The following is a 19,400-nucleotide window of genomic DNA, read 5'->3' on the forward strand; positions in this document are numbered from 1 at the left end:
CTCCTAGAACAGATGATAACGCTGGGCCAGCGGCAATTCGGTAGCTGGTTCACAGGTTAGCAGTTCGCCGTCTGCGTGCACTTCGTAGGTTTGCGGGTCTACGGTGATGTGCGGGCAGGCGTCGTTAAGTTTCAGGTCGCTCTTGCGTACGTCGCGCACGCCTTTGCAGGCGGAAAGCGGGCTGTCGAGGCCGAGTACCTTGCCTATGCCGGCATCAAGGGCGGCCTGGCTGACAAAGCTCAGGCGGGTGGCACTGGCGGCTTTGCCGAAGGCGCCGAACATGGGGCGGTAGTGCACTGGCTGTGGAGTGGGTATGGAGGCGTTGGCATCACCCATGGGTGCGGCTGCAATCATGCCGCCCTTGAGGATGGTGGCCGGTTTCACGCCGAAGAAGGCGGGGCTCCACAGCACCAGGTCCGCCAGCTTGCCCACTTCCACCGAGCCCACTTCGTGCGCGATGCCGTGGGTGATGGCGGGGTTGATGGTGTACTTGGCGATGTAACGCTTGGCCCGCAGGTTGTCGGCACCCAGCTCTTCGTCTTCCGGCAGCAGGCCCCGCTGCTGTTTCATTTTGTGGGCGGTCTGCCAGGTACGGCATACCACTTCGCCCACCCGGCCCATGGCCTGGGAATCGGAGGCGATCATGGAGATCACGCCCAGGTCGTGGAGGATGTCTTCCGCGGCGATGGTCTCGCGGCGGATGCGGGAGTCGGCAAAGGCGACGTCTTCCGGGATGTTCGGGTCCAGGTGGTGGCACACCATCAGCATGTCCAGGTGTTCGTCGATGGTGTTCACGGTGTAGGGCCGCGTCGGGTTGGTGGAGGACGGCAGCACGTAGGACTTGGAGCAGGCGGTGATGATGTCCGGCGCATGGCCGCCGCCCGCACCCTCGGTGTGGTAGGTGTGGATGCAGCGCTCTTTGAACGCGGCGAGGGTGTCTTCCACGAAGCCGGATTCGTTCAGGGTGTCGGTGTGGATGGCCACCTGTACGTCGTACTTGTCTGCCACGGTGAGGCAGTTGTCGATGGAGGCCGGGGTGGTGCCCCAGTCTTCGTGCAGTTTCAGGCCCATGGCGCCGGCTTTGAGTTGCAGTTCGAGGGATTCCGGCAGGGAGGCGTTGCCTTTGCCGAGGAAGCCGATGTTCATGGGCATGGAATCCACGGCCTGCAGCATTTTTCCGATGTGCCAGGCACCCGGGGTGCAGGTGGTGGCGTTGGTGCCGGTAGCAGGGCCGGTGCCGCCACCAAGCATGGTGGTTACGCCGCTCATGAGGGCTTCTTCGATCTGCTGCGGGCAGATGAAGTGGATGTGGGCATCGATGCCGCCGGCGGTGAGGATCTTGCCCTCACCGGCAATGATTTCGGTGCCGGGGCCGATGACGATAGTGACGTCTGGCTGGGTATCCGGGTTGCCCGCTTTGCCGATGGCGGCGATGCGGCCTTTCTGGATGCCAACGTCGGCTTTGACGATGCCCCACCAGTCGAGGATCAGGGCGTTGGTGATGACGGTGTCCATCACGCTGTCGTCGGCGTGCTGGCTCTGGCCCATGCCATCTCTGATGACTTTGCCACCGCCGAATTTTACTTCGTCGCCATAGTGGGCGGCGTCGCTTTCCACTTCAATCCACAGGTCGGTGTCGCCGAGTCTTACCCGGTCGCCGGTGGTTGGGCCGTACATCTCGGCATAGGCTTGTCTGGTGATTTTCATTTCTGGCCCTCCAGTTTGCCCATGACTTCCTGGCGGAAACCGTAAATCTCGCGGCCACCGGCGAAGGGAATCAGGGTGACTTCGCGGCTTTGGCCGGGTTCGAAGCGGATCGCGCTGCCTGCGGCGACGTCGAGGCGGTAGCCCCGGGCCCTGGCCCGATCAAAATCCAGTGCCGGGTTGGTTTCCGCGAAATGGTAATGGGAGCCAACCTGGACCGGGCGGTCGCCGGTGTTGGCAACTTCGATGGTGATGCGTTCACGGCCTGCGCAGAGTTCGACGTCGCCGTCTTTCAAATCGTATTCACCGGGGATCATGGCGCGCTCCTCAAACAATGGGATTGTGAACGGTGACGAGTTTCGTTCCATCGGGGAACGTTGCCTCTACCTGCACTTCGTCGACCATTTCGGCGATGCCATCCATCACGTCGTCGCGGGTGAGGATTTCGGTGCCGGCGGTCATGAGTTCCGCCACGGTGCGGCCTTCCCGGGCGCCTTCCATGATTTCGGCACTGATCAGGGCTACGGCTTCGGGGTAGTTGAGCTTCAGGCCTTTGGCTTTGCGCCGTTCGGCCAGCAGGGCGGCTGTGAACAGCAGCAGTTTGTCTTTGTCTCTGGGCGTTAATTCCATCGTTGTTCGCTCCGCAATTCGTATATTGTTCAGGTCAGCCAGATTCGGGGAACGCTGGCAGGCTGGCCGGTGAGTCTTGGTCGGATCAGTTCCCAGGCTTGCTGGCATAACGCCCAGGCTTCGTTTCTTTCCTGCCCCAGATAGCGCAGCAGCACCACGCCACGGCGGCGGGTAACGGCCCAGCGGTGGCTGGCAGGCAGGGTTTCCCGGAGTTCTTCAATGGCGGCGGCTTCGTCTTCCAGGCCAACCACCCACAGGGTGGCCTGGACGGTGGCGCCGCCCTGGCCCCAGTGGCCTTTGAACCGGGGGTGGTTCGGATCCATGGGCTGGCGTTCCAGCCACAGGGGGCGGCCGTCCATCAGCAGTCTGAAACGCTGTTCCAGGTGGCCGGAGACGAACGGCAGTTTGCTGGCCGGTCGGCCGAGGGCGAGGATTTCCCAGCCGATGCATCTGGCGCCGGTTTCCAGTTCGATGGTGGTGCTTTGTTCGCCCCGGGAGCCGTCGAAGGCGAGGGTTTCCTGGGGCAGGTATTCGAGAGTTCCGCCGCTGGCGACCTGCAAACGGGTGTGCTGGCCCCAGGCCACGCCGTGGCTGTCGGCCTTGTAGAGTTTGGCAGCCGCAGGTGTGGTCAGCAGGGTGTGAGCGCCCTCGCCTACCCGGGCGTCGATGCTCAGGGCATCGCCGCTCACCAGTCCGCCCGGCGGGTGCAGCAGGTACACGTGGCAGCAGCCGTTGCGCCCTTCCGGATAAAACGGGCGCTGCACTCGCAGCGGGCCCTGGTGGCGAACGTGGGTCATACGGGTGGCGGTCTTGTCGCCATCGGGCCGGGCGTCGAAGCCCAGCGAGATGGACGCGGCCCAGCGCCGGCCTTCGTCGAAGCGGTGGCCGGAGTCGTTCGCGGCTTCAATTTGCTGATAGACCGTCATACCGTCAGGTGCTTCTTGATGAGTTCATCGGTGAGCCCGGCGATTTCGTCTTCGGCCACGCGGCGGCCACGGTCGAGGATGGCGAAGCGGTCGGCGTATTTGCGGGCGAACGGAAGCTTCTGTTCCACCAGCAACACGGTGAGGCCGTCTTCCTCAATCAGCCTGCGGATAACCTCGCCAATCTGGGCGACGATGTTGGGCTGGATGCCCTCGCCCGGCTCATCGAGGATCAGCAGGCGCGGCTCGATCACCAGCGCCCGGCCAATGGCGAGCTGCTGTTGCTGGCCACCGGAGAGGTCGCCGCCCCGGCGATTGCGCATTTCCTTCAATACCGGGAACAGCTCGTACACCCGCTCGGGAATTTTCTTGCTGCCGTCCTTGCGCACGGCCAGGCCAGTGCGCAGGTTTTCTTCCACGGTCAGCAGCGGGAAGATCTGCCGGCCCTGGGGCACGTAACCGATGCCCAGGCGGGAGCGGTCTTCGATTTTTTTCCTGGTGAGTTCCACGTCCCCGGCGAACAGGATGGAGCCGCTTTTCACGGTTTCCTCACCCATCACGCATTTCATCAGGGTGGTCTTGCCCACGCCGTTGCGGCCCATCACACAGGTACACTGGCCCTGGGGCACATTCAGTTCCAGGTCCCAGAGGGTGTGGCTTTCGCCGTAATACTGGTTGAGTTTGTCGATCTTCAGCATCACGCCTCCTCCCCGAGATAGACCTTGATCACTTCCGGGTCGTTGGAGACCTGATCCATGGAGCCTTCCGCCAGCACACTGCCCTGGTGCAGCACGGTGACTTTGCGGGCGATGGAGCGCACAAAGCCCATGTCGTGTTCCACCACCACCACGGACTGTTTGCCCGCGAGGCTGGTGAGCAGTTCGGCGGTGCGTTCCATTTCCTGTTCGGTCATGCCGGCCACGGGCTCGTCCACCAGCAGCAGGCGGGGTTTCTGCATCAGCAGCATGCCGATTTCCAGCCACTGTTTCTGGCCGTGGGAGAGGATGCCGGCCAGGCGGTCACGCAGTGCCTCAAGGCCGATCATTTCCAGCACCTCGTCGATTCGATCCCGGTATTCCGGCGTCATGATGGCGGTGAGCGTGGGCAATACCCGCTTGTCTGTCGCCATGGCCAGTTCCAGGTTTTCGAACACGGTGAGGGCTTCGAACACCGTGGGTTTCTGGAATTTGCGGCCAATGCCGAGGGAGGCAATGTCCGGCTCGTTCATGGTGAGCAGGTTGTGGCGGCTGCCGAACCACACCGAGCCGGTGTCTGGCCGGGTTTTGCCGGTGATGATGTCCATCATCGTGGTCTTGCCCGCGCCGTTGGGGCCGATAATGCAACGCAGCTCGCCGTCATCAATGGTGAGGTTGAGGTTGTTGATGGCCTTGAAGCCGTCAAAACTCACGTTTACGTCTTCCAGGTACAGGATCGGGCCGTGGCGCACGTCCACCGGCGACTGCACCTGGGTAAGAAACTCGAAGACGTGTTCCCGGTCAGTCAGTTCCTGAATGAAGCTCATGCCGTGGCCTCCTGCTCGGCGGGTGGGTTGTTGGAATCGTCGGCTTTCTTTTTCCTGAACAACAAGCCGGCGATGCCTTTCGGCAGGAACACGGTTACGAGCACAAACAGGCCGCCTAGGGCGAACAACCACGCATCCGGCATGACGCCGGTGAACACGGTCTTGGCGTAGTTCACCAGGATGGCGCCAATCACCGCTCCATACAGTGTAGCTCGCCCACCGAGAGCTACCCACACAACAATCTCAATGGAGAACAACGGCGAGAATTCGCTGGGGTTGATGATGCCAACCTGGGGCACATAGAGTGCACCGGCCACACCGGCGAGCATGGCGGACACCACGAATACGAACAGCTGCACCCGGTCGACCCGGTAACCCAGGAAGCGGGTGCGAGCTTCGGCATCCCGGCAAGCGATGCTCAACCGGCCCAGTTTGCTGGCAACGATGCCACGGCAGACGACGTAGCCAATCGCCAGCGCAATACCGGAGGCAATGAACAGCCCCAGCCTTGTGGCATCGGTGCGCAGGTTAAAGCCCAGAATGTCGCGGAAATCGGTCAGGCCGTTGTTGCCGCCAAAGCCCATCTCGTTGCGGAAGAAGGCCAGCATCAGGGCGAAAGTGAGCGCCTGGGTGATGATGGAGAGGTACACCCCGGTGACCCGCGAACGAAACGCGAGGAAGCCGAACACCAGCGCCAGCAGCCCGGGCGCCAGCAGCACCATAACGAAGGCAAACCAGGCCATGTCGAAGCCATGCCAGAACCATGGCAGGGTGTCCCAGTTCAGGAACACCATGAAGTCCGGCAGCACAGGATCGCCATACACGCCCCGGTCGCCGATCTGGCGCATCAGGTACATGCCCATGGCGTAGCCGCCGAGTGCGAAGAAGGCTCCGTGACCCAGGCTCAGAATGCCCAGATAGCCCCACACCAGATCCACGGCTACCGCCAGCAGGGCGTAGCACAGGTATTTACCCATCAGGGTGACGGTGTAGGAACTGACGTAAAACGCACTGTCCTCTGGCATCGCCAGATGCAGGAAGGTAACCACAATCAGGGCAGCAAACAGCACACCCAGAAAGGTTTGGGTTGAACGTTCACGAAGAGGTCGCGTTAACCACATAGCTTAACCCTCCGCCGCCCGGCCTTTCTGGGGGAAGAGCCCCTTCGGCCGTTTCTGGATGAACAGGATGATGAAGACCAGAACAATAATCTTCGCCAGTACCGCGCCGGCCCAGGGTTCTAGCAGCTGGTTGATGGTGCCGAGTGAAAGGCCAGCGATAAGCGTACCCCAGAGGTTACCGACGCCACCGAACACCACCACCATGAAGGAATCGATGATGTAGTTCTGGCCCAGGTTCGGGCCCACGTTAGTGAGCTGGGACAGCGCCACACCGGCCAGACCGGCGACGCCGGAGCCCAGTGCGAAGGTCATGATGTCGACCCTCGTGGCGCGGATGCCCATGGAGCGGGCCATGTTGCGATTCTGGGTGACGGCACGCACTTCCAGGCCGAGCCGGGTTTTGCGCATGATCAGCATCAGGGCGGCAAACACCACCAATGCGAACGCCAGTACATAAAGCCGATTGAGCGTGAGCGACAGGGCGTCGTTAATGACCACCGAGCCACTCATCCACTCCGGGGTGACCACGGTGCGGTTCTGGGGGGAAATCACGGTACGCACCAGCTGCTGCAGGATCAGGCTGATGCCGAAGGTAGCCAGCAGGGTTTCAAGGGGACGGCCCTTCAGGTGCTGGATAACGCTGCGTTCGATGATGATACCGGCGGTGGCAGCCACCATGAAGCCGGCTGGTATCGACAGGATCAGGGCCAGTCCGGGCTGGCCCGGTAACAGCTGCTGCATGCCCCAGGTGGTGTAGGCACCCAGCATGATCAGCTCGCCGTGGGCCATGTTGATCACGCCCATCACGCCAAAGGTGATGGCCAGGCCGATGGCGGCCAGTACCAGCACGGAGCCGAGGCTGAGGCCGAAGTACAGGGTCTCGGCCGCGCTGTTTATTTTCAGTTTCTGTTCTATCGATTTCAGCGCCTCGTTGGCGGCGGCCACGAGTGCGGGGTCATCGCTGCGCGCCGCCTCATTCAATGCGGCACGAGCCCGGGGATGCAGGCTGCCGGCCAGAACATCGACGGCCTCCACATTGCCCTCACCCACCCGATAGATCGCCAGGGCGGCCTGAATGCGGTCGCGAACATCGGCGTTTTCTTCGGTTTCAAGCTGGGCTTCGAGGGGTTCTACAAGTGCGGCATCCACCTTGCCCATCATGTCCTGTGCGGAAGCTTCACGCAGATCAGGGTCGGCGGCGTTCAGGTCCAGCATGGCAAGGATGCCCTCAAGCTGGCCGCGAATTCGGTTGTTGATGGCGACTCTGTCCAGCTCACGGCGGGACATTTCACCCATGTTCTCTCCGGTCAGCGGGTTGGCAATTTCCCAGTCCCTGCCCCGGTTGTTCAATACGATGACCACCTGGCCGGTGTCTTTGATACGGCTCAGACGGTTGGCACCATAGGCTTCAAGCCAGTTCCGGGCACGTTCGTCACCGCTGCTGACAATAGCTTTTATGGCTTCTTCCACTTTGCTGGCGGGCGCATCTGCCAGGTTAATCAGCAGTGTCTGTCCCTGATCTGTTCCCTGGACGTCACTCTGTGCCGTGGCGGCAGTCGGTATGGCCAGAACCAGGGCGAAAAACAGAAGCGTGAGCGATCGGATGATGCCCATGATGGTGTCCTGTCAGTTGAAAGCGTGTTGCGGAGGCGTCAGCCCGGCAGCAAAAATGCCACCGGACTGACGGTCTTACTGTCTTATTTCTGCTTTTAGTTCGATTCAGCAGCCATCTCGCCTGCAGACGCGCCACACTTGCCGGTCTTGACGTTGAAGGTGCCGCAGAACATCGGCTTGCGCCAGTCTGCAATCAGGTCCCGTGAACCGGGCAGGAAGTCAGACCATGCATCGCCGGCAACCAGGCCAGAGGTTTCCCAGACGACGGAGAACTGGCCGTTGTCCTGGATTTCGCCAATCAGCACAGGCTTGGTGATGTGGTGGTTAGGCATCATGGCGGAGTAGCCACCGGTCAGGTTGGGGACGGTAACACCAATGATGGCGTCTTTAACCGCATCAACTTCTGTGGTTCCGGCTTTCTCGACCGCTTGAACCCACATGTTGAAACCAATGTAGTGCGCTTCCATCGGGTCGTTGGTTACGGCTTCTTCGTCGCCAGTATGCTCAATCCACTGATCGATGAAGTCGTAGTTGACGTCGCTGTCTACGCTCATGAAGTAGTTCCAGGCGGCCAGGTGACCAACCAGCGGGCCAGTGTCGATACCGGAAAGCTCCTGCTCACCCACGGAGAAGGCAACAACCGGGATGTCAGCGGCATCAATGCCCTGGTTACCAAGCTCGCGGTAGAAAGGCACGTTGGCATCGCCGTTGATGGTAGAAACCACGGCCGTTTTCTTGCCGGCAGAGCCGAAGCTCTTGATGTCAGACACGATGTTCTGCCAGTCGGAATGTCCGAAAGGCGTGTAGTTGATCATGATGTCTTCCTTGGCCACACCCATATCCATCAGGTAGGTCTCAAGGATTTTGTTGGTGGTACGCGGGTACACGTAGTCGGTACCGGCCAGAACCCAGCGCTCTACGCCGATGTTGTTCATCAGGTAGTTAACCGCAGGAATCGCCTGCTGGTTGGGCGCAGCGCCAGTGTAGAAGACGTTCTCGGAGGATTCCTCACCCTCGTACTGTACCGGGTAAAACAGGAGGCCGTTCAGCTCTTCCACCACCGGCAGTACGGATTTACGGGAAACCGAGGTCCAGTTACCGAAGATCACGTCTACCTCTTCCTGTGCCAGCAGCTCGCGGGCTTTCTCGGCGAACAGCGGCCAGTCTGAAGCCGGGTCAACCACAACGGCTTCCAGTTCACGACCCAGAACGCCGCCAGCGGCATTCTGCTTTTCGATCAGCATTTCAACGGTGTCTTTCAGAACGGTTTCACTGATCGCCATGGTGCCGGAGAGCGAGTGCAGGATGCCCACCTTGATAGGGTCTTCGGCGGCAACCGAATTAAAAGAGATAGACAGTGCTAGTGCAGAGAGGCCAAGTTTCACGTGGTTTTTGATGCTCATTCCGTCATCCTTTTTCGTTTTTGAGGTTGTGCAAATCGTCTGTAACGCACCCCTGCTCTGCATTAGCTGTTCCAGCCTTATAGGATTCCTTGTATTTTCAGAAACTTGATTAGAATACAAGGCGGTTTGCTGGCCCTCTTGCTTCATCTCAGCGCACCAAAACCCATGCACCCCGATAAAGCCCGCCCTGTTATAGTGCGCACCCTGTGTTACGCGGGTAAAATTTGGCAATAATTTCAAAAGATTAAGAGCAAAAACCAAAACCAGGATCACTCACCCCGGGCTTAGGTAGCATACTCATCACTGATCTCCGTTTTGGTGCCAACGCCCCTCACTGGTGCGCCACGCACCCTGCATACGCGGAACCCGCCAGATGTTAAATAACTGAAAACTATATACATGTATGGTTTTACCCCGGGTGGCACGTCCTTTGCCAAATGAGTTGTATACAAGTTCACAACTCAAACGGTGACCCCATGGTTTCGACAACTGGCTGGACGATTGAAGACTGGAAGAACGCCTACTTAGGGGGCACGGACCCACAAGCCCTGATCGGAGAACTGTTAGAAAATCTCGACCCAACAGACAACGCCTGGATTTCCGTTCTGGACGCCGCGGGTCTTGCCGATGCACTCCAGGCGCTGGAAAAAACACTTGCTGCGGTTGATGGGGACAAGACCCTACTTCCACTGTATGGCATTCCGTTCGCGGTGAAAGACAACATTGATGCCATCGGGTTCGACACCACCGCTGCCTGCCCGGAATACGCCTACCGGCCCCCGGAGGATGCCACCACCGTTGCCAGGCTGAAGGCGGCCGGGGCCATCCTGATCGGCAAGACCAATCTCGACCAGTTTGCCACCGGTCTCGTGGGTACCCGGTCACCCCATGGTGCGGTTTCCAACAGCTTCAAGCCGGAGGTCATCAGCGGCGGCTCCAGCTCCGGCTCCGCGTCGGTGGTTGCCCGAGGCCTTGTACCCTTTGCCCTGGGCACCGACACGGCGGGCTCAGGTCGCGTGCCTGCCGGGCTCAATAACCTGGTTGGTCTCAAACCCACCAAGGGCCTGTTCAGCATCAAGGGCGTGGTACCCGCGTGCCGTTCTCTGGACTGTGTCTCTGTCTTTGCCCTGACGGTTAACAACGCGGGAACCGTGAGTGAGGTGCTTTCCGGATTCGATGCCGGGGATGCCTTCTCCCGCAAACTGCCCGGCAGCCTGCCCCTGGATGGCCCGGCCATTCGCCGCGCCGGGCCCGTCAAACGGCTGGCCATTCCGGACCACCCGAACTGGTTTGGCGACCAGCAGGCCGAAGCAGCCTGGAATACCGCCATCAGCCAGTGGCGCAATCTGCAGGTGGAGCTGGTTCCCCTGGACTTCAGCCCCATGCTCGAACTGGCCGCCCTGCTCTATGAGGGGCCCTGGGTGGCCGAGCGAATGGCGGCGGTCGAGTCGTTCATGGTCAGCCACAGCGAGGCCATGAACCCCGTGGTAAAAGGCATCATTGAGAACGCTGACAAGTTCAACGCCACCGAGACTTTCAAGGCCCAGTACCGGAAAGAGGAGCTGATACGCCAGATTGACGAACTGTTGGCGGACCTTGATGGTTTGCTGGTTCCCACCGCCCCCATTGCGCCCACCATCGACGCGGTCAACCTGGACCCGGTAACCCTGAACAGCCAACTGGGCACCTACACCAACTTTGTGAACCTGGCGGATCTCAGTGCCCTGGCCATACCGGCGGGTTTCCGGGACGACGGCCTGCCGTTCGGCGTTACCCTTATCTCCGGTGCCTGGAAAGACAAAGAGCTTCAGCATCTGGCCTGCCAGTGGCTGAACTCCAACCCCACCACTCTGGGGGCGACCGGCAAGCCCGGGCCTGAGCAGGAGCCGGGCGCAAGCACATCCACACCGGCGGTGCAGGTAGCCGTGGTCGGTGCCCACCTCAGCGGTATGCCACTAAACCCACAACTGACCGATCGTCATGCAACCTTGCTGGCGCAGACCACAACCACACCGGTTTACCGGCTTTACGCACTGGCGGGGACTCAGCCGGCCAAGCCCGGATTGAAGCGTGTTGCTGCCGGTGAAGGCCGGGAAATCATTGTTGAGGTCTGGGAAATGACCACCGAAGCGTTCGGCTCCTTTGTTGACCTGGTGCCGCCGCCCCTGGGAATCGGCAACGTCGAGCTGTCCGATGGCCGCTGGGTCAAGGGTTTCATTTGCGAAGGCTACGCTCTGGACACTGCCCGGGACGTCACCGAGTTTGGCGGCTGGCGCGCGTTCATTGAGGCTTCCAAAACGGTGAAAACCCCAACTTCGGAGTAACCGTAGCATGGGGAAAAGACCTTCCCGCAGAAAGGCGAGCGTGTCCGACCGGGTCTACGAGAGCCTGAAGAGTGACATCTTCGAGTTCCGCCTGATTCCAGGAGACAAATTCAGCGAGGGCGATGTTGCCACTCGCCTGAAGGCGAGCCGCACGCCAGTTCGGGAAGCACTGTACCGGCTGCAGCTGGAGGGCTACGTTGAGGTTATGTTCCGCAGTGGCTGGCATGTAAAACCGCTGGATTTTCGCCAGGTGGAGGAGTTGTACGACTTGCGGATCACCATCGAGAAGGCGGCCATCGAGAAGCTTTGCGCCCTGTCTGAACCGCCCCCGGTGCTGCGAACACTGACGGCAATCTGGAATCCGGATCACCCGTCGGAACGGACAATTGGCAGCACGCTCAGGGCGCTTGATGAAAGCTTTCATGGCGACCTGGTCGCCGCCGCCGGTAACCGGGAAATGACGCGTATCCACCGGGAAATCACAGACCGCTTACGGGTGATACGCCGGCTGGACTTTACCCGTGACGACCGAATGGACGACACCTACGCACAGCATGCGTCCATTCTGGAAGCCCTCCGCAAAGACCGGCCGGCAGAGGCCGCAGAACGGCTGACCCGCCACATTCGCATTAGCCAGAAGGCGGTTCGGGCGATCACCATGGAGCGAATCCGGGAAGCCGCCGAAGCCCAACGGCGAGGTGAGGCAATCGGCTCCGAGGGCACGTAGGATATATCGCACAGATTATCGAGCGTTTCTCCGGTTTTCCCAAATCCCATCCTCGCTACAATGGTAAGCGTCAGGGATGACAAGCCAGCAGGGAACGTTGGCTCACGGATGGAAACTCCACGGATCAGGAGTTGCCCGACGGACCAGGGCTTACAGGGAAGTACCGCAAGGATGGAGCGCTCAGGATGATGCGCAGCCTGAAGGATCAGGCGGGGTTCAGCCACGGAATTCGGGGCCACAGGGACAGTGGCCCCCCTCCGTGCACTCCATGATTACCCGCCAAGAAACCTCCGGGCTCAACCGACGACACCCCCTCAAAGCCCCATGACCGACTGGTTCAGGCCAATGTCTGAAACGTGTCACGTCTGCGCTCCGGCTGCTTTGCGTCCCGGCAAACAATCATAACGACGTATATCAGCATCAGGAGTTATTCCCATGAAACGTACACCGTTTATTGCCACCCTCGTTCTGCTGTTCAGCCTGGTTACCGGTTTTGCCCATGCCGAGCCGGCTGCCGTGAACATCAATACGGCCGACGTGGTAACCCTTGCCGATCTGAACGGTATTGGCCAGAGCAAGGCCGAGGCTATCGTTGCCTACCGTGAAGCCAATGGCCCGTTCCAGGCGCCCCAGGACCTGACCAATGTAAAAGGTATTGGCGACCGCACGGTCGAGAAAAACGCCGACCGCCTGACCGTCAAGTAAGCCTTTTCGGCAGCGGCACCCTGCCGCTGCCCACTCTTCCGGAATTTACCCTAAAAGTCGGCTGGCAACGCCTCTCTACTCACCCTATTATTGGTGCATAAAAACACCGATTGGCTCGAGCGGCGGCAACTATGGTTGATCCCATCAAGGTTTATCCACCCAAACCTTCCAAAGTCTATTTCTATGGCACCTGTCTGGTAGACATGTTCTACCCGGATGCAGGCATGGCCGGCATCCAGTTACTGGAGCGGGAGGGCATTGAAGTCATCTTTCCCGAGAACCAGACCTGCTGCGGACAGCCGGCATACACCTCCGGCTACCATGATGAGGCCCGGGCGGTGGCGAAGGCCCAGCTTGGACTGTTCCCTGAAGACTGGCCCATTGTGGTGCCTTCCGGCTCCTGCGGCGGGATGATGCGCAAGCACTACCCCGCCCTGTTCAAGGATACCGGCGATGATGTCAAAGCCGCCGAAATTGCCGGCCGCGTCTGGGAACTGACGGACTTCCTGCTGAACGTCTGCCACATCAAACTGGAAGACCTGGGTGAACCCACCACCGTGGCTATGCACACCTCATGCTCCGCGCGCCGGGAAATGGGCGTGGCCGAGGTAGGTCCCAAACTGCTGGGGCAGCTCAGTAACGTCAATCTGGTGGAACAGGTTCGCACCGAGGAATGCTGTGGCTTTGGCGGCACCTTCGCCATTCGCCATCCGGAGATCTCCGGCGCCATGGTGAGCGAAAAGGTGGATGCCATTGTGGACACCGGTGCGAAAGATTTCGTAACCACCGACTGCGGCTGCCTGATGAACATTGCCGGTTACGCCGAGAAGAACCGGAAACCGCTTGAGGGCCAGCACATTCTCAGTTTCCTTTGGGAACGCACCAGCGCTAAGAAGGGGGAACGGTCATGAGTGAGACTGCCCATCAGTCGCCCCATCACATTGACGTAAAGGAATTTCATCCTCGCGCGCAGGCTGCGATTCACAACCCGAAGATTCGCCAGAACTTCCGTAAGGCGATGGACGGGTTGATGTCCAAGCGCAAGAGCGCCTTTGAAGGCTGGGACCTGGAGACACTGCGGGATCTGGGTGCCAACATCCGCCTGCGGGCCCTGGCCAACCTGCCGGATTTGCTGGAGCAGCTTGAGGAGAAGCTGACTGAAAACGGTATCAAGGTGCATTGGGCGCTGGACAGCGACGAAGCCTGTCGGATCGTCCGGGACATCTGCGTAGCCCGGGATGCCAAGAGCGTGATCAAGGGCAAGTCCATGGTGTCCGAGGAAATGGAGCTGAACCATTACCTTGAGGGACAGGGCATCGAGGCGCTGGAATCGGACCTTGGCGAATACATCGTGCAGCTGGCCGGAGAAACACCGTCGCACATCATCATGCCGGCGATTCACAAGAACACCGGTGAAATCTCCGAGCTGATGCACGAGAAAACCGGTACTGACCTGTCCCACGACGTGGAGTACCTGACCGCCGCCGCCCGCCAGCAGCTTCGTGAGAAATTCATGAACGCCGACGTGGGTGTTTCCGGCGTCAACTTTGCGGTAGCGGAAACCGGCACGCTGTGCCTGGTGGAGAACGAAGGTAACGGCCGGATGACCACCACGGTGCCGCCCTGCCATATTGCCGTAACCGGCATCGAGAAAGTCGTTCCCAACCTGGAAGACGTCACTGCATTGATGGCCCTGCTGACCCGCTCCGCCACCGGCCAGCACATCACCACCTACTTCAACATGATCTCGGGCCCGCGCAAGGCCGATGAGATGGACGGCCCGGAAGAAGTTCACCTGGTGCTGGTGGATAACGGCCGCTCTTCCATCTACCAGGACGATGAGCTGCTGGACACCCTGCGCTGTATCCGCTGTGGCGCCTGCATGAACCATTGCCCGGTGTATACCCGCGTGGGCGGCCATACCTACGGCACCACCTACCCGGGCCCGATCGGCAAGATTCTGATGCCGCACCTGATTGGCCTGGATGAAGGCCGGCATTTGCCCACGGCCTCCAGCCTGTGTGGCGCCTGTGGTGAAGTCTGCCCGGTGAAGATTCCCATTCCGGATTTGCTGGTGCGGTTGCGTCAGGAATCCGTTGACGGCGATAAGCTCCACCCGGCCAGAGTCACCGGCCACGGTGCCAAGCGCGGCGCGATGGAAGCCATGATCTGGAAAGGCTGGAGCTGGATGCACGCGCACCCCGGTGCCTATCGCTTCGGCACCAACATGGCCGCCCGTTTCCGTATGCTCCAGCCTGGCCAGATTGGTGGCTGGACCCAGTACCGGACGGCACCGAAGCTTGCTCCGAAAACTCTCCACGAAAAACTGAAGGAGCGCGGACAGTGAGTTCCAGAGAGACAATTTTACAGCGCCTGCGCAATCGCAGCGGGGGCGAACTGACCGCTCCGGAATGCGACTTTTCCGTCCTGAAGCGGCCGGACTGGTCCACTGCGGAGCGGGTCGACCTGTTCGAGAAAACCATTGAGTCGGTTCATGGTGAGGTGCACCGCTGCACGGAAGACAACTGGATTGACCGGCTCTCGGAACTGCTCACCACACGTGGAGCCCGTAACCTGCTGGTGCCGAAAGAGCATGAGATCGGACTCAAGCTGAGATCGGAGGTGGAACGGGACGACCTGCCCAGCCTGTTGATCTACGACGAGCCCATTGAGAGCTGGCAGACGGCCCTGTTCAACGACGTGGACGCGAGCATTACCTCTACCCGTGGCGGAATTGCCGAAACCGGGTCCCTGATCCTTTGGCCAACCGCTGACGAGCCACGGCTGATGAGCCTGGTACCACCAATACACGTGGCGGTGTTGTTCGCCCGGGAAATTTATACCACCTTCCACGAAGCCATGCTCGACCAGAACTGGGGTGCTGGCATGCCAACCAATGCGCTGCTAGTATCCGGGCCTTCCAAAACCGCGGACATTGAGCAGACTCTGGCCTACGGTGTCCACGGCCCCAAAGAGCTGATTGTGTTGATTATTGAATGATTCGAGGTGCCCTGCTGATCGCCCTGGCAGCCCTGCTCTGGGCGACCACGGGGATCGTTGCCAAATTCCTGTTTGCCAGCACGGATCTGGAAGCCATTACCCTGGCCTTGCTGCGCCTGTCGGTGGCGCTGCCGTTCTTCTGGCTGCTGATGCGGCGGGAACAGCGACAGCTTGAACGCGCCAACCCCGGCAAGAACGTCCCCGGCAGTTCTCTTCGCAACCTTGGTTTGAAATCGCTGATTCCACTGGCGGCGCTCGGGCTGTTCCAGGCGTTTTATCAGGGCAGTTACCTGCTGGCCGTGGACCTGACCGGTGCCGGTATTGCCACGCTGATCGCCCTTTGCCTCCCGCCCGTGCTCGTGGCCATCCTCGCGGCGCCACTGCTGGGCGAAAAGCCCGGCCTGCTCACTGTGATCGCCCTGGTTGCTGCCATCGCAGGGACGGCCATGCTGGTGCTCAGTGACATGGACACCTCCGGCAGTCTGCGCCTGGCAGGCCTTCTCATGGCCCTGCTGGCCGCCGTCGTTTACACCGGGTTCACCCTGACCAGCCGCTACAGTTCGGCCGGACCGCCGGTATTTACCACGGCGTTTATCTGTTTCTTTACTGCAGCACTGATTCTGTTCCCTGTGGTGGCACTATCCGGCGGCTTTGCGGGGCTTGATACCCTGGGCATAAAGCAGTGGCTGATGGTGGTTTACATTGGCGTGGTGCCCACCTGTATTGGTTATTTGAGCTTCTTCTCGGGCATGCGGACAACACCGGCGACGCTTTCCAGCATCATCGTGACTCTGGAGCCGCTGTTTGTGGCTTTGCTGGCATGGGTCTTTCTGGGGGAAATTCTGGGGCCCACCGGGATAACCGGGGCGCTCATTCTGACGGCTGCCGTTATCGTGGCTTCGCGTTATGGCGGGAAAGCCGGCACCGGCGCACAGGCCGATGCCGGGTAGTCATCGGGATCAGAGATCCTTGCGCTGCTTCTGCATCATGTCCGGCTGCAGGATTTCGATCCAGTAGCCGTCCGGGTCCTTGATAAAGGCCAGACCTTTCATCTTGCCGTCGTCCGGTTTCTTCACAAAATCCACACCGAGTTTTTCAAAGCGCTCACAGGCGGTGTAAACGTCCGGTACGGCGATACCGATGTGACCGAAGCCCTGGGGCTCGTCGTTGCCATTGTGGTAGGCAAAGTCGTCATCAGCCTCGGTGCCCCAGTTGTGGGTCAGCTCGAGCATGGCTTCGCGGCCGAACGTGAAGGTTGTGCGATGGGCTTCATCGTTCGGGACCAGGTTGGCCTGACGATCGTCCAGATACCCGAGAAAATACAGGGTGAACTTCATTTCCGGGAAGTCGAGTTTGCGAACCAGGCGCATGCCCATCACTCGGCTGTAAAAATCCATGGAGCGCTCGGGATCTTTAATGCGCATCATGGTCTGGTTGAAGACGAAGCCTTCGGTTTCGGGAACAGGGTCTTCGTATAGGCCGGGGGCCTGCTCGAAATGCTTGGGCATGGTTGATCCCTTCTTTTTTGCAGAATTTAGTAGTTATATCTGCGTGCGTTTCAAAGGAATTTCAAGGGGGCGAAGGAAGACCCCACACCCCTGCTGTCTGAACGTGTTTGGCTGCTTTCTTAATCAGGAGGCCAGTTGGTGCTCCTCACCCCGGTAATACGCTTCCACCCTCGGATTCATGATTCGCTTCCAGAGTGGCGGGATCATGGCGATGACGATCATGGCGGCGTAGCCTGCGGGCAACTGCGGGGCGATGTCGTGGTGGCGCAGTACCTGGTAACGTTTTTTGGCGTAGGCATGGTGGTCGCTGTGGCGCTGGAGGTGGAACAGGAACACGTTGGTGAGGAAGTAATTGCTGTTCCAGCTGTGCTCGGGGGCAGTGCGCTCGTAGCGGCCGTTGTCCAGTTTGCGACGGTGCAGGCCGTAGTGTTCCAGGTAGTTAACGATTTCCAGCAGGGTGAAGGCGATGAAGCTCTGGCCCAGGAAGAAGGCGGCACCTAACCAGCCAAAGGCGACGGTGAAGGCAATGCCCACCAGCGCACTGATGCTGTACCACCAGATCAGTTCGTTATGCCAGCTGAAAGCTTTTTCCCCTTTGCGCTCAAGGCGCTGAGCCTCAAGTTTCCAGGCGTTAAGGAAGTTACGCGCATAGGCCTGGGGCAGGAAGTTATAGAGGGACTGGTTGTAGCGTGAAGAGGAGGCATCTCCCGGGGTGGAAACGTGAACGTGGTGGCCACGAAGATGCTCTATCTTGAAACCGGCGTAGCACACCAGTGACAACAGAAAGCCACCGACGCGGGTTTCCAGCTTGGCGTCCTTGTGGATCAGTTCATGGGCAACGTTGATTCCCAGTCCACCGACGATGCCGATGGACAGGATCCAGCCGATGCCACCCACCAGGTTAAACGTGCCCGATGCCAGCTCCAGCATGCTCCAGACCAGCAATGCCGCAAAGCCCGCAACCCAGCCGAGTGTGATAACCCGATAGAACATCTCACCGTTCATCCGTGTTACGTCCGTGCTTTCATCGGGATTCAGCGCATCTTTGCCCAGAAGCATGTCCAGTACCGGAATGATACCGAAAACCACCACCGGAACGCCCCAGGAGAACAGGTTCACCAGATCCATGGCGTGCCCCGCTGCCAGCAACAAGGGTGGCAGAACTAACGGGAGCATGGCGATGAGGTAGCTGTACTTTTTCAGGGTCAACAGGACCCTTCTCCGGGTGGCCTCCCGATTGACGGACATCTGGCTGGCGCTCATAAAGACCTCTCCGTGAATTCCCGGTTCTGGTGAAAAACTGCTCACCTGTTGTTTTGCATTATTGTCCTACAATGCAACAGTCGTCAAGAACAGGGAGAAACATTTGTAACGACTGCAGGCATGCCTCTCGGGTCAAGGCGTTGTCGCTAACCGTCCGCGAGGCTGTGATAGACTCATTCGCACACATTCCGACGCCGGGCTGATTCCATCTGCGGCCAGCCGGCTTGTTCGACCTGTTCAGAGAGCCTTTATGGATTTTCAGGCACCCAATACCCTGGCGGAGCAGATTGCCAACTACATGGCAGAGCGGATCATGACCGGACAGATCCGGCCAGGAGAGCGTATTCAGGAAGCCACGCTCGCAACGGAGCTGAAGGTAAGCCGGGCGTCGGTGAAAGAAGCCCTGTATACCCTGGAACGCTGGCATCTGGTGGAGATCACACCACGCAAGGGCGCCTCGGCAACACGCCTGGACGCAGCTCATGCCTCCGAGCTCTACGACGTCTACATGCATCTGTTAATGATGCTTGCCGTCCGTCTTTGCGAACGCTGGCAGGAATCGGACAGGCAGATCCTGCTGGATACAGTTGGCCAGGTGATGGAACAGATGAAAAAACCGTCGGCCGATATCACGGCTATCGTGGAGGCGAGCTTCGGGGTGATGGAAGCTTGCTGTGAGGTCGTCGGTAACCCCTACCTCACTGAAGCATTGTCGAACTTCAAACCGGCCGTCAGCCGGGCCTATTACCTGAGCGCCGACCGGTACCGCCAGGGTCTGAACCAGACCACCCAGTTCTTTGCCCACTTGCCCCAGGCGGTTCTGGCACGGGATACCGCAAAAGCTCAGACACTGATCCGGGACTTTGCAGAACATCAGAAAGCGCTGATTCAGCAAGCCCTGGCATCATGACGAATGCCGGCCACTGGACAACCGTCCGCTTATCTCCTGTAAAATG

Annotated in this window: 19 protein-coding genes; 8 read left to right on the plus strand and 11 right to left on the minus strand. The window is 59.8% G+C overall.

Features of this window, described 5'->3' with window-relative positions; translation table 11 throughout:
- Positions 1-3: 3 nt before the first annotated feature.
- From ureC to urtA, 9 genes are all read right to left on the minus strand, one after another.
- Positions 4-1,707, minus strand: coding sequence for an urease subunit alpha (gene ureC / locus KFJ24_RS11280; RefSeq protein ID WP_250831187.1), 1,704 nt, complete (start codon positions 1,705-1,707; stop codon positions 4-6).
- Positions 1,704-2,021, minus strand: coding sequence for an urease subunit beta (locus tag KFJ24_RS11285; RefSeq protein WP_250831188.1), 318 nt, complete (start codon positions 2,019-2,021; stop codon positions 1,704-1,706). The genes ureC and KFJ24_RS11285 overlap by 4 nt, the downstream gene beginning before the upstream one ends.
- A 10-nt stretch (positions 2,022-2,031) precedes the next feature.
- On the minus strand, positions 2,032-2,334 hold the full coding sequence (ureA, locus tag KFJ24_RS11290) for an urease subunit gamma (RefSeq protein WP_070964506.1): 303 nt from the start codon (positions 2,332-2,334) through the stop codon (positions 2,032-2,034).
- A 29-nt stretch (positions 2,335-2,363) separates the two neighbouring features.
- Complete coding sequence (locus tag KFJ24_RS11295) at positions 2,364-3,260, minus strand: urease accessory protein UreD (protein ID WP_250831189.1); 897 nt, start codon at positions 3,258-3,260, stop codon at positions 2,364-2,366.
- The gene (gene urtE / locus KFJ24_RS11300) at positions 3,257-3,955 is read right to left on the minus strand and encodes an urea ABC transporter ATP-binding subunit UrtE (protein WP_250831190.1); all 699 of its coding nucleotides are present in this window, start codon (positions 3,953-3,955) and stop codon (positions 3,257-3,259) included. The genes KFJ24_RS11295 and urtE overlap by 4 nt, the downstream gene beginning before the upstream one ends.
- Positions 3,955-4,779 (minus strand): urea ABC transporter ATP-binding protein UrtD, encoded by an 825-nt coding sequence (gene urtD, locus KFJ24_RS11305; protein ID WP_250831191.1) that lies wholly within the window; start codon positions 4,777-4,779, stop codon positions 3,955-3,957. The genes urtE and urtD overlap by 1 nt, the downstream gene beginning before the upstream one ends.
- Entirely contained in the window at positions 4,776-5,900 is a 1,125-nt protein-coding gene (urtC, locus tag KFJ24_RS11310; RefSeq protein WP_250831192.1) for an urea ABC transporter permease subunit UrtC, read from the minus strand. The genes urtD and urtC overlap by 4 nt, the downstream gene beginning before the upstream one ends.
- 3 nt (positions 5,901-5,903) lie before the next feature.
- Positions 5,904-7,514 carry an urea ABC transporter permease subunit UrtB gene (gene urtB, locus KFJ24_RS11315; protein WP_250831193.1) on the minus strand — a complete coding sequence of 537 codons (1,611 nt, stop codon included), beginning with the start codon at positions 7,512-7,514 and terminating at the stop codon, positions 5,904-5,906.
- A gap of 95 nt (positions 7,515-7,609) precedes the next feature.
- Entirely contained in the window at positions 7,610-8,917 is a 1,308-nt protein-coding gene (gene urtA / locus KFJ24_RS11320; protein ID WP_250831194.1) for an urea ABC transporter substrate-binding protein, read from the minus strand.
- Between the two features lie 476 nt (positions 8,918-9,393).
- On the opposite strand from urtA, the gene atzF reads away from it, so the two are divergent.
- From atzF to KFJ24_RS11355, 7 genes are all read left to right on the plus strand, one after another.
- On the plus strand, positions 9,394-11,241 hold the full coding sequence (gene atzF, locus KFJ24_RS11325) for an allophanate hydrolase (protein ID WP_250831195.1): 1,848 nt from the start codon (positions 9,394-9,396) through the stop codon (positions 11,239-11,241).
- Positions 11,242-11,248: 7 nt separating this feature from the next.
- The gene (locus tag KFJ24_RS11330) at positions 11,249-11,968 is read left to right on the plus strand and encodes a GntR family transcriptional regulator (RefSeq protein ID WP_250831196.1); all 720 of its coding nucleotides are present in this window, start codon (positions 11,249-11,251) and stop codon (positions 11,966-11,968) included.
- A 435-nt stretch (positions 11,969-12,403) separates the two neighbouring features.
- Positions 12,404-12,673: a ComEA family DNA-binding protein gene (locus KFJ24_RS11335; protein WP_250831197.1), complete on the plus strand. Its 270-nt coding sequence runs from the start codon at positions 12,404-12,406 to the stop codon at positions 12,671-12,673.
- A gap of 131 nt (positions 12,674-12,804) precedes the next feature.
- Positions 12,805-13,584 carry a (Fe-S)-binding protein gene (locus KFJ24_RS11340; RefSeq protein WP_250831198.1) on the plus strand — a complete coding sequence of 260 codons (780 nt, stop codon included), beginning with the start codon at positions 12,805-12,807 and terminating at the stop codon, positions 13,582-13,584.
- Positions 13,581-15,020: a LutB/LldF family L-lactate oxidation iron-sulfur protein gene (locus KFJ24_RS11345; protein ID WP_250831199.1), complete on the plus strand. Its 1,440-nt coding sequence runs from the start codon at positions 13,581-13,583 to the stop codon at positions 15,018-15,020. Before KFJ24_RS11340 ends, KFJ24_RS11345 begins: the two co-directional genes overlap by 4 nt.
- Positions 15,017-15,673, plus strand: coding sequence for a LutC/YkgG family protein (locus tag KFJ24_RS11350; protein ID WP_250831200.1), 657 nt, complete (start codon positions 15,017-15,019; stop codon positions 15,671-15,673). Before KFJ24_RS11345 ends, KFJ24_RS11350 begins: the two co-directional genes overlap by 4 nt.
- Positions 15,670-16,623, plus strand: coding sequence for a DMT family transporter (locus tag KFJ24_RS11355; protein WP_250831201.1), 954 nt, complete (start codon positions 15,670-15,672; stop codon positions 16,621-16,623). Before KFJ24_RS11350 ends, KFJ24_RS11355 begins: the two co-directional genes overlap by 4 nt.
- Before the next feature lie 9 nt (positions 16,624-16,632).
- Here the strand turns inward: KFJ24_RS11355 and gloA are convergent, their stop codons facing one another.
- Together gloA and KFJ24_RS11365 are read right to left on the minus strand one after the other, a co-directional pair.
- Positions 16,633-17,181, minus strand: a complete 549-nt coding sequence (gene gloA / locus KFJ24_RS11360) for a lactoylglutathione lyase (RefSeq protein WP_250831202.1) — start codon at positions 17,179-17,181, stop codon at positions 16,633-16,635.
- 123 nt (positions 17,182-17,304) lie between these two features.
- Positions 17,305-18,444: an alkane 1-monooxygenase gene (locus KFJ24_RS11365; protein WP_250831203.1), complete on the minus strand. Its 1,140-nt coding sequence runs from the start codon at positions 18,442-18,444 to the stop codon at positions 17,305-17,307.
- Between the two features lie 250 nt (positions 18,445-18,694).
- Between KFJ24_RS11365 and KFJ24_RS11370 the strand changes: the two genes are divergently transcribed.
- Entirely contained in the window at positions 18,695-19,354 is a 660-nt protein-coding gene (locus KFJ24_RS11370) for a GntR family transcriptional regulator (RefSeq protein ID WP_250831204.1), read from the plus strand.
- Positions 19,355-19,400 lie beyond the last annotated feature (46 nt).

The sequence above is a fragment of the Marinobacter sediminum genome (assembly GCF_023657445.1).
In the GTDB taxonomy this organism is placed as follows: domain Bacteria; phylum Pseudomonadota; class Gammaproteobacteria; order Pseudomonadales; family Oleiphilaceae; genus Marinobacter; species Marinobacter sediminum_A.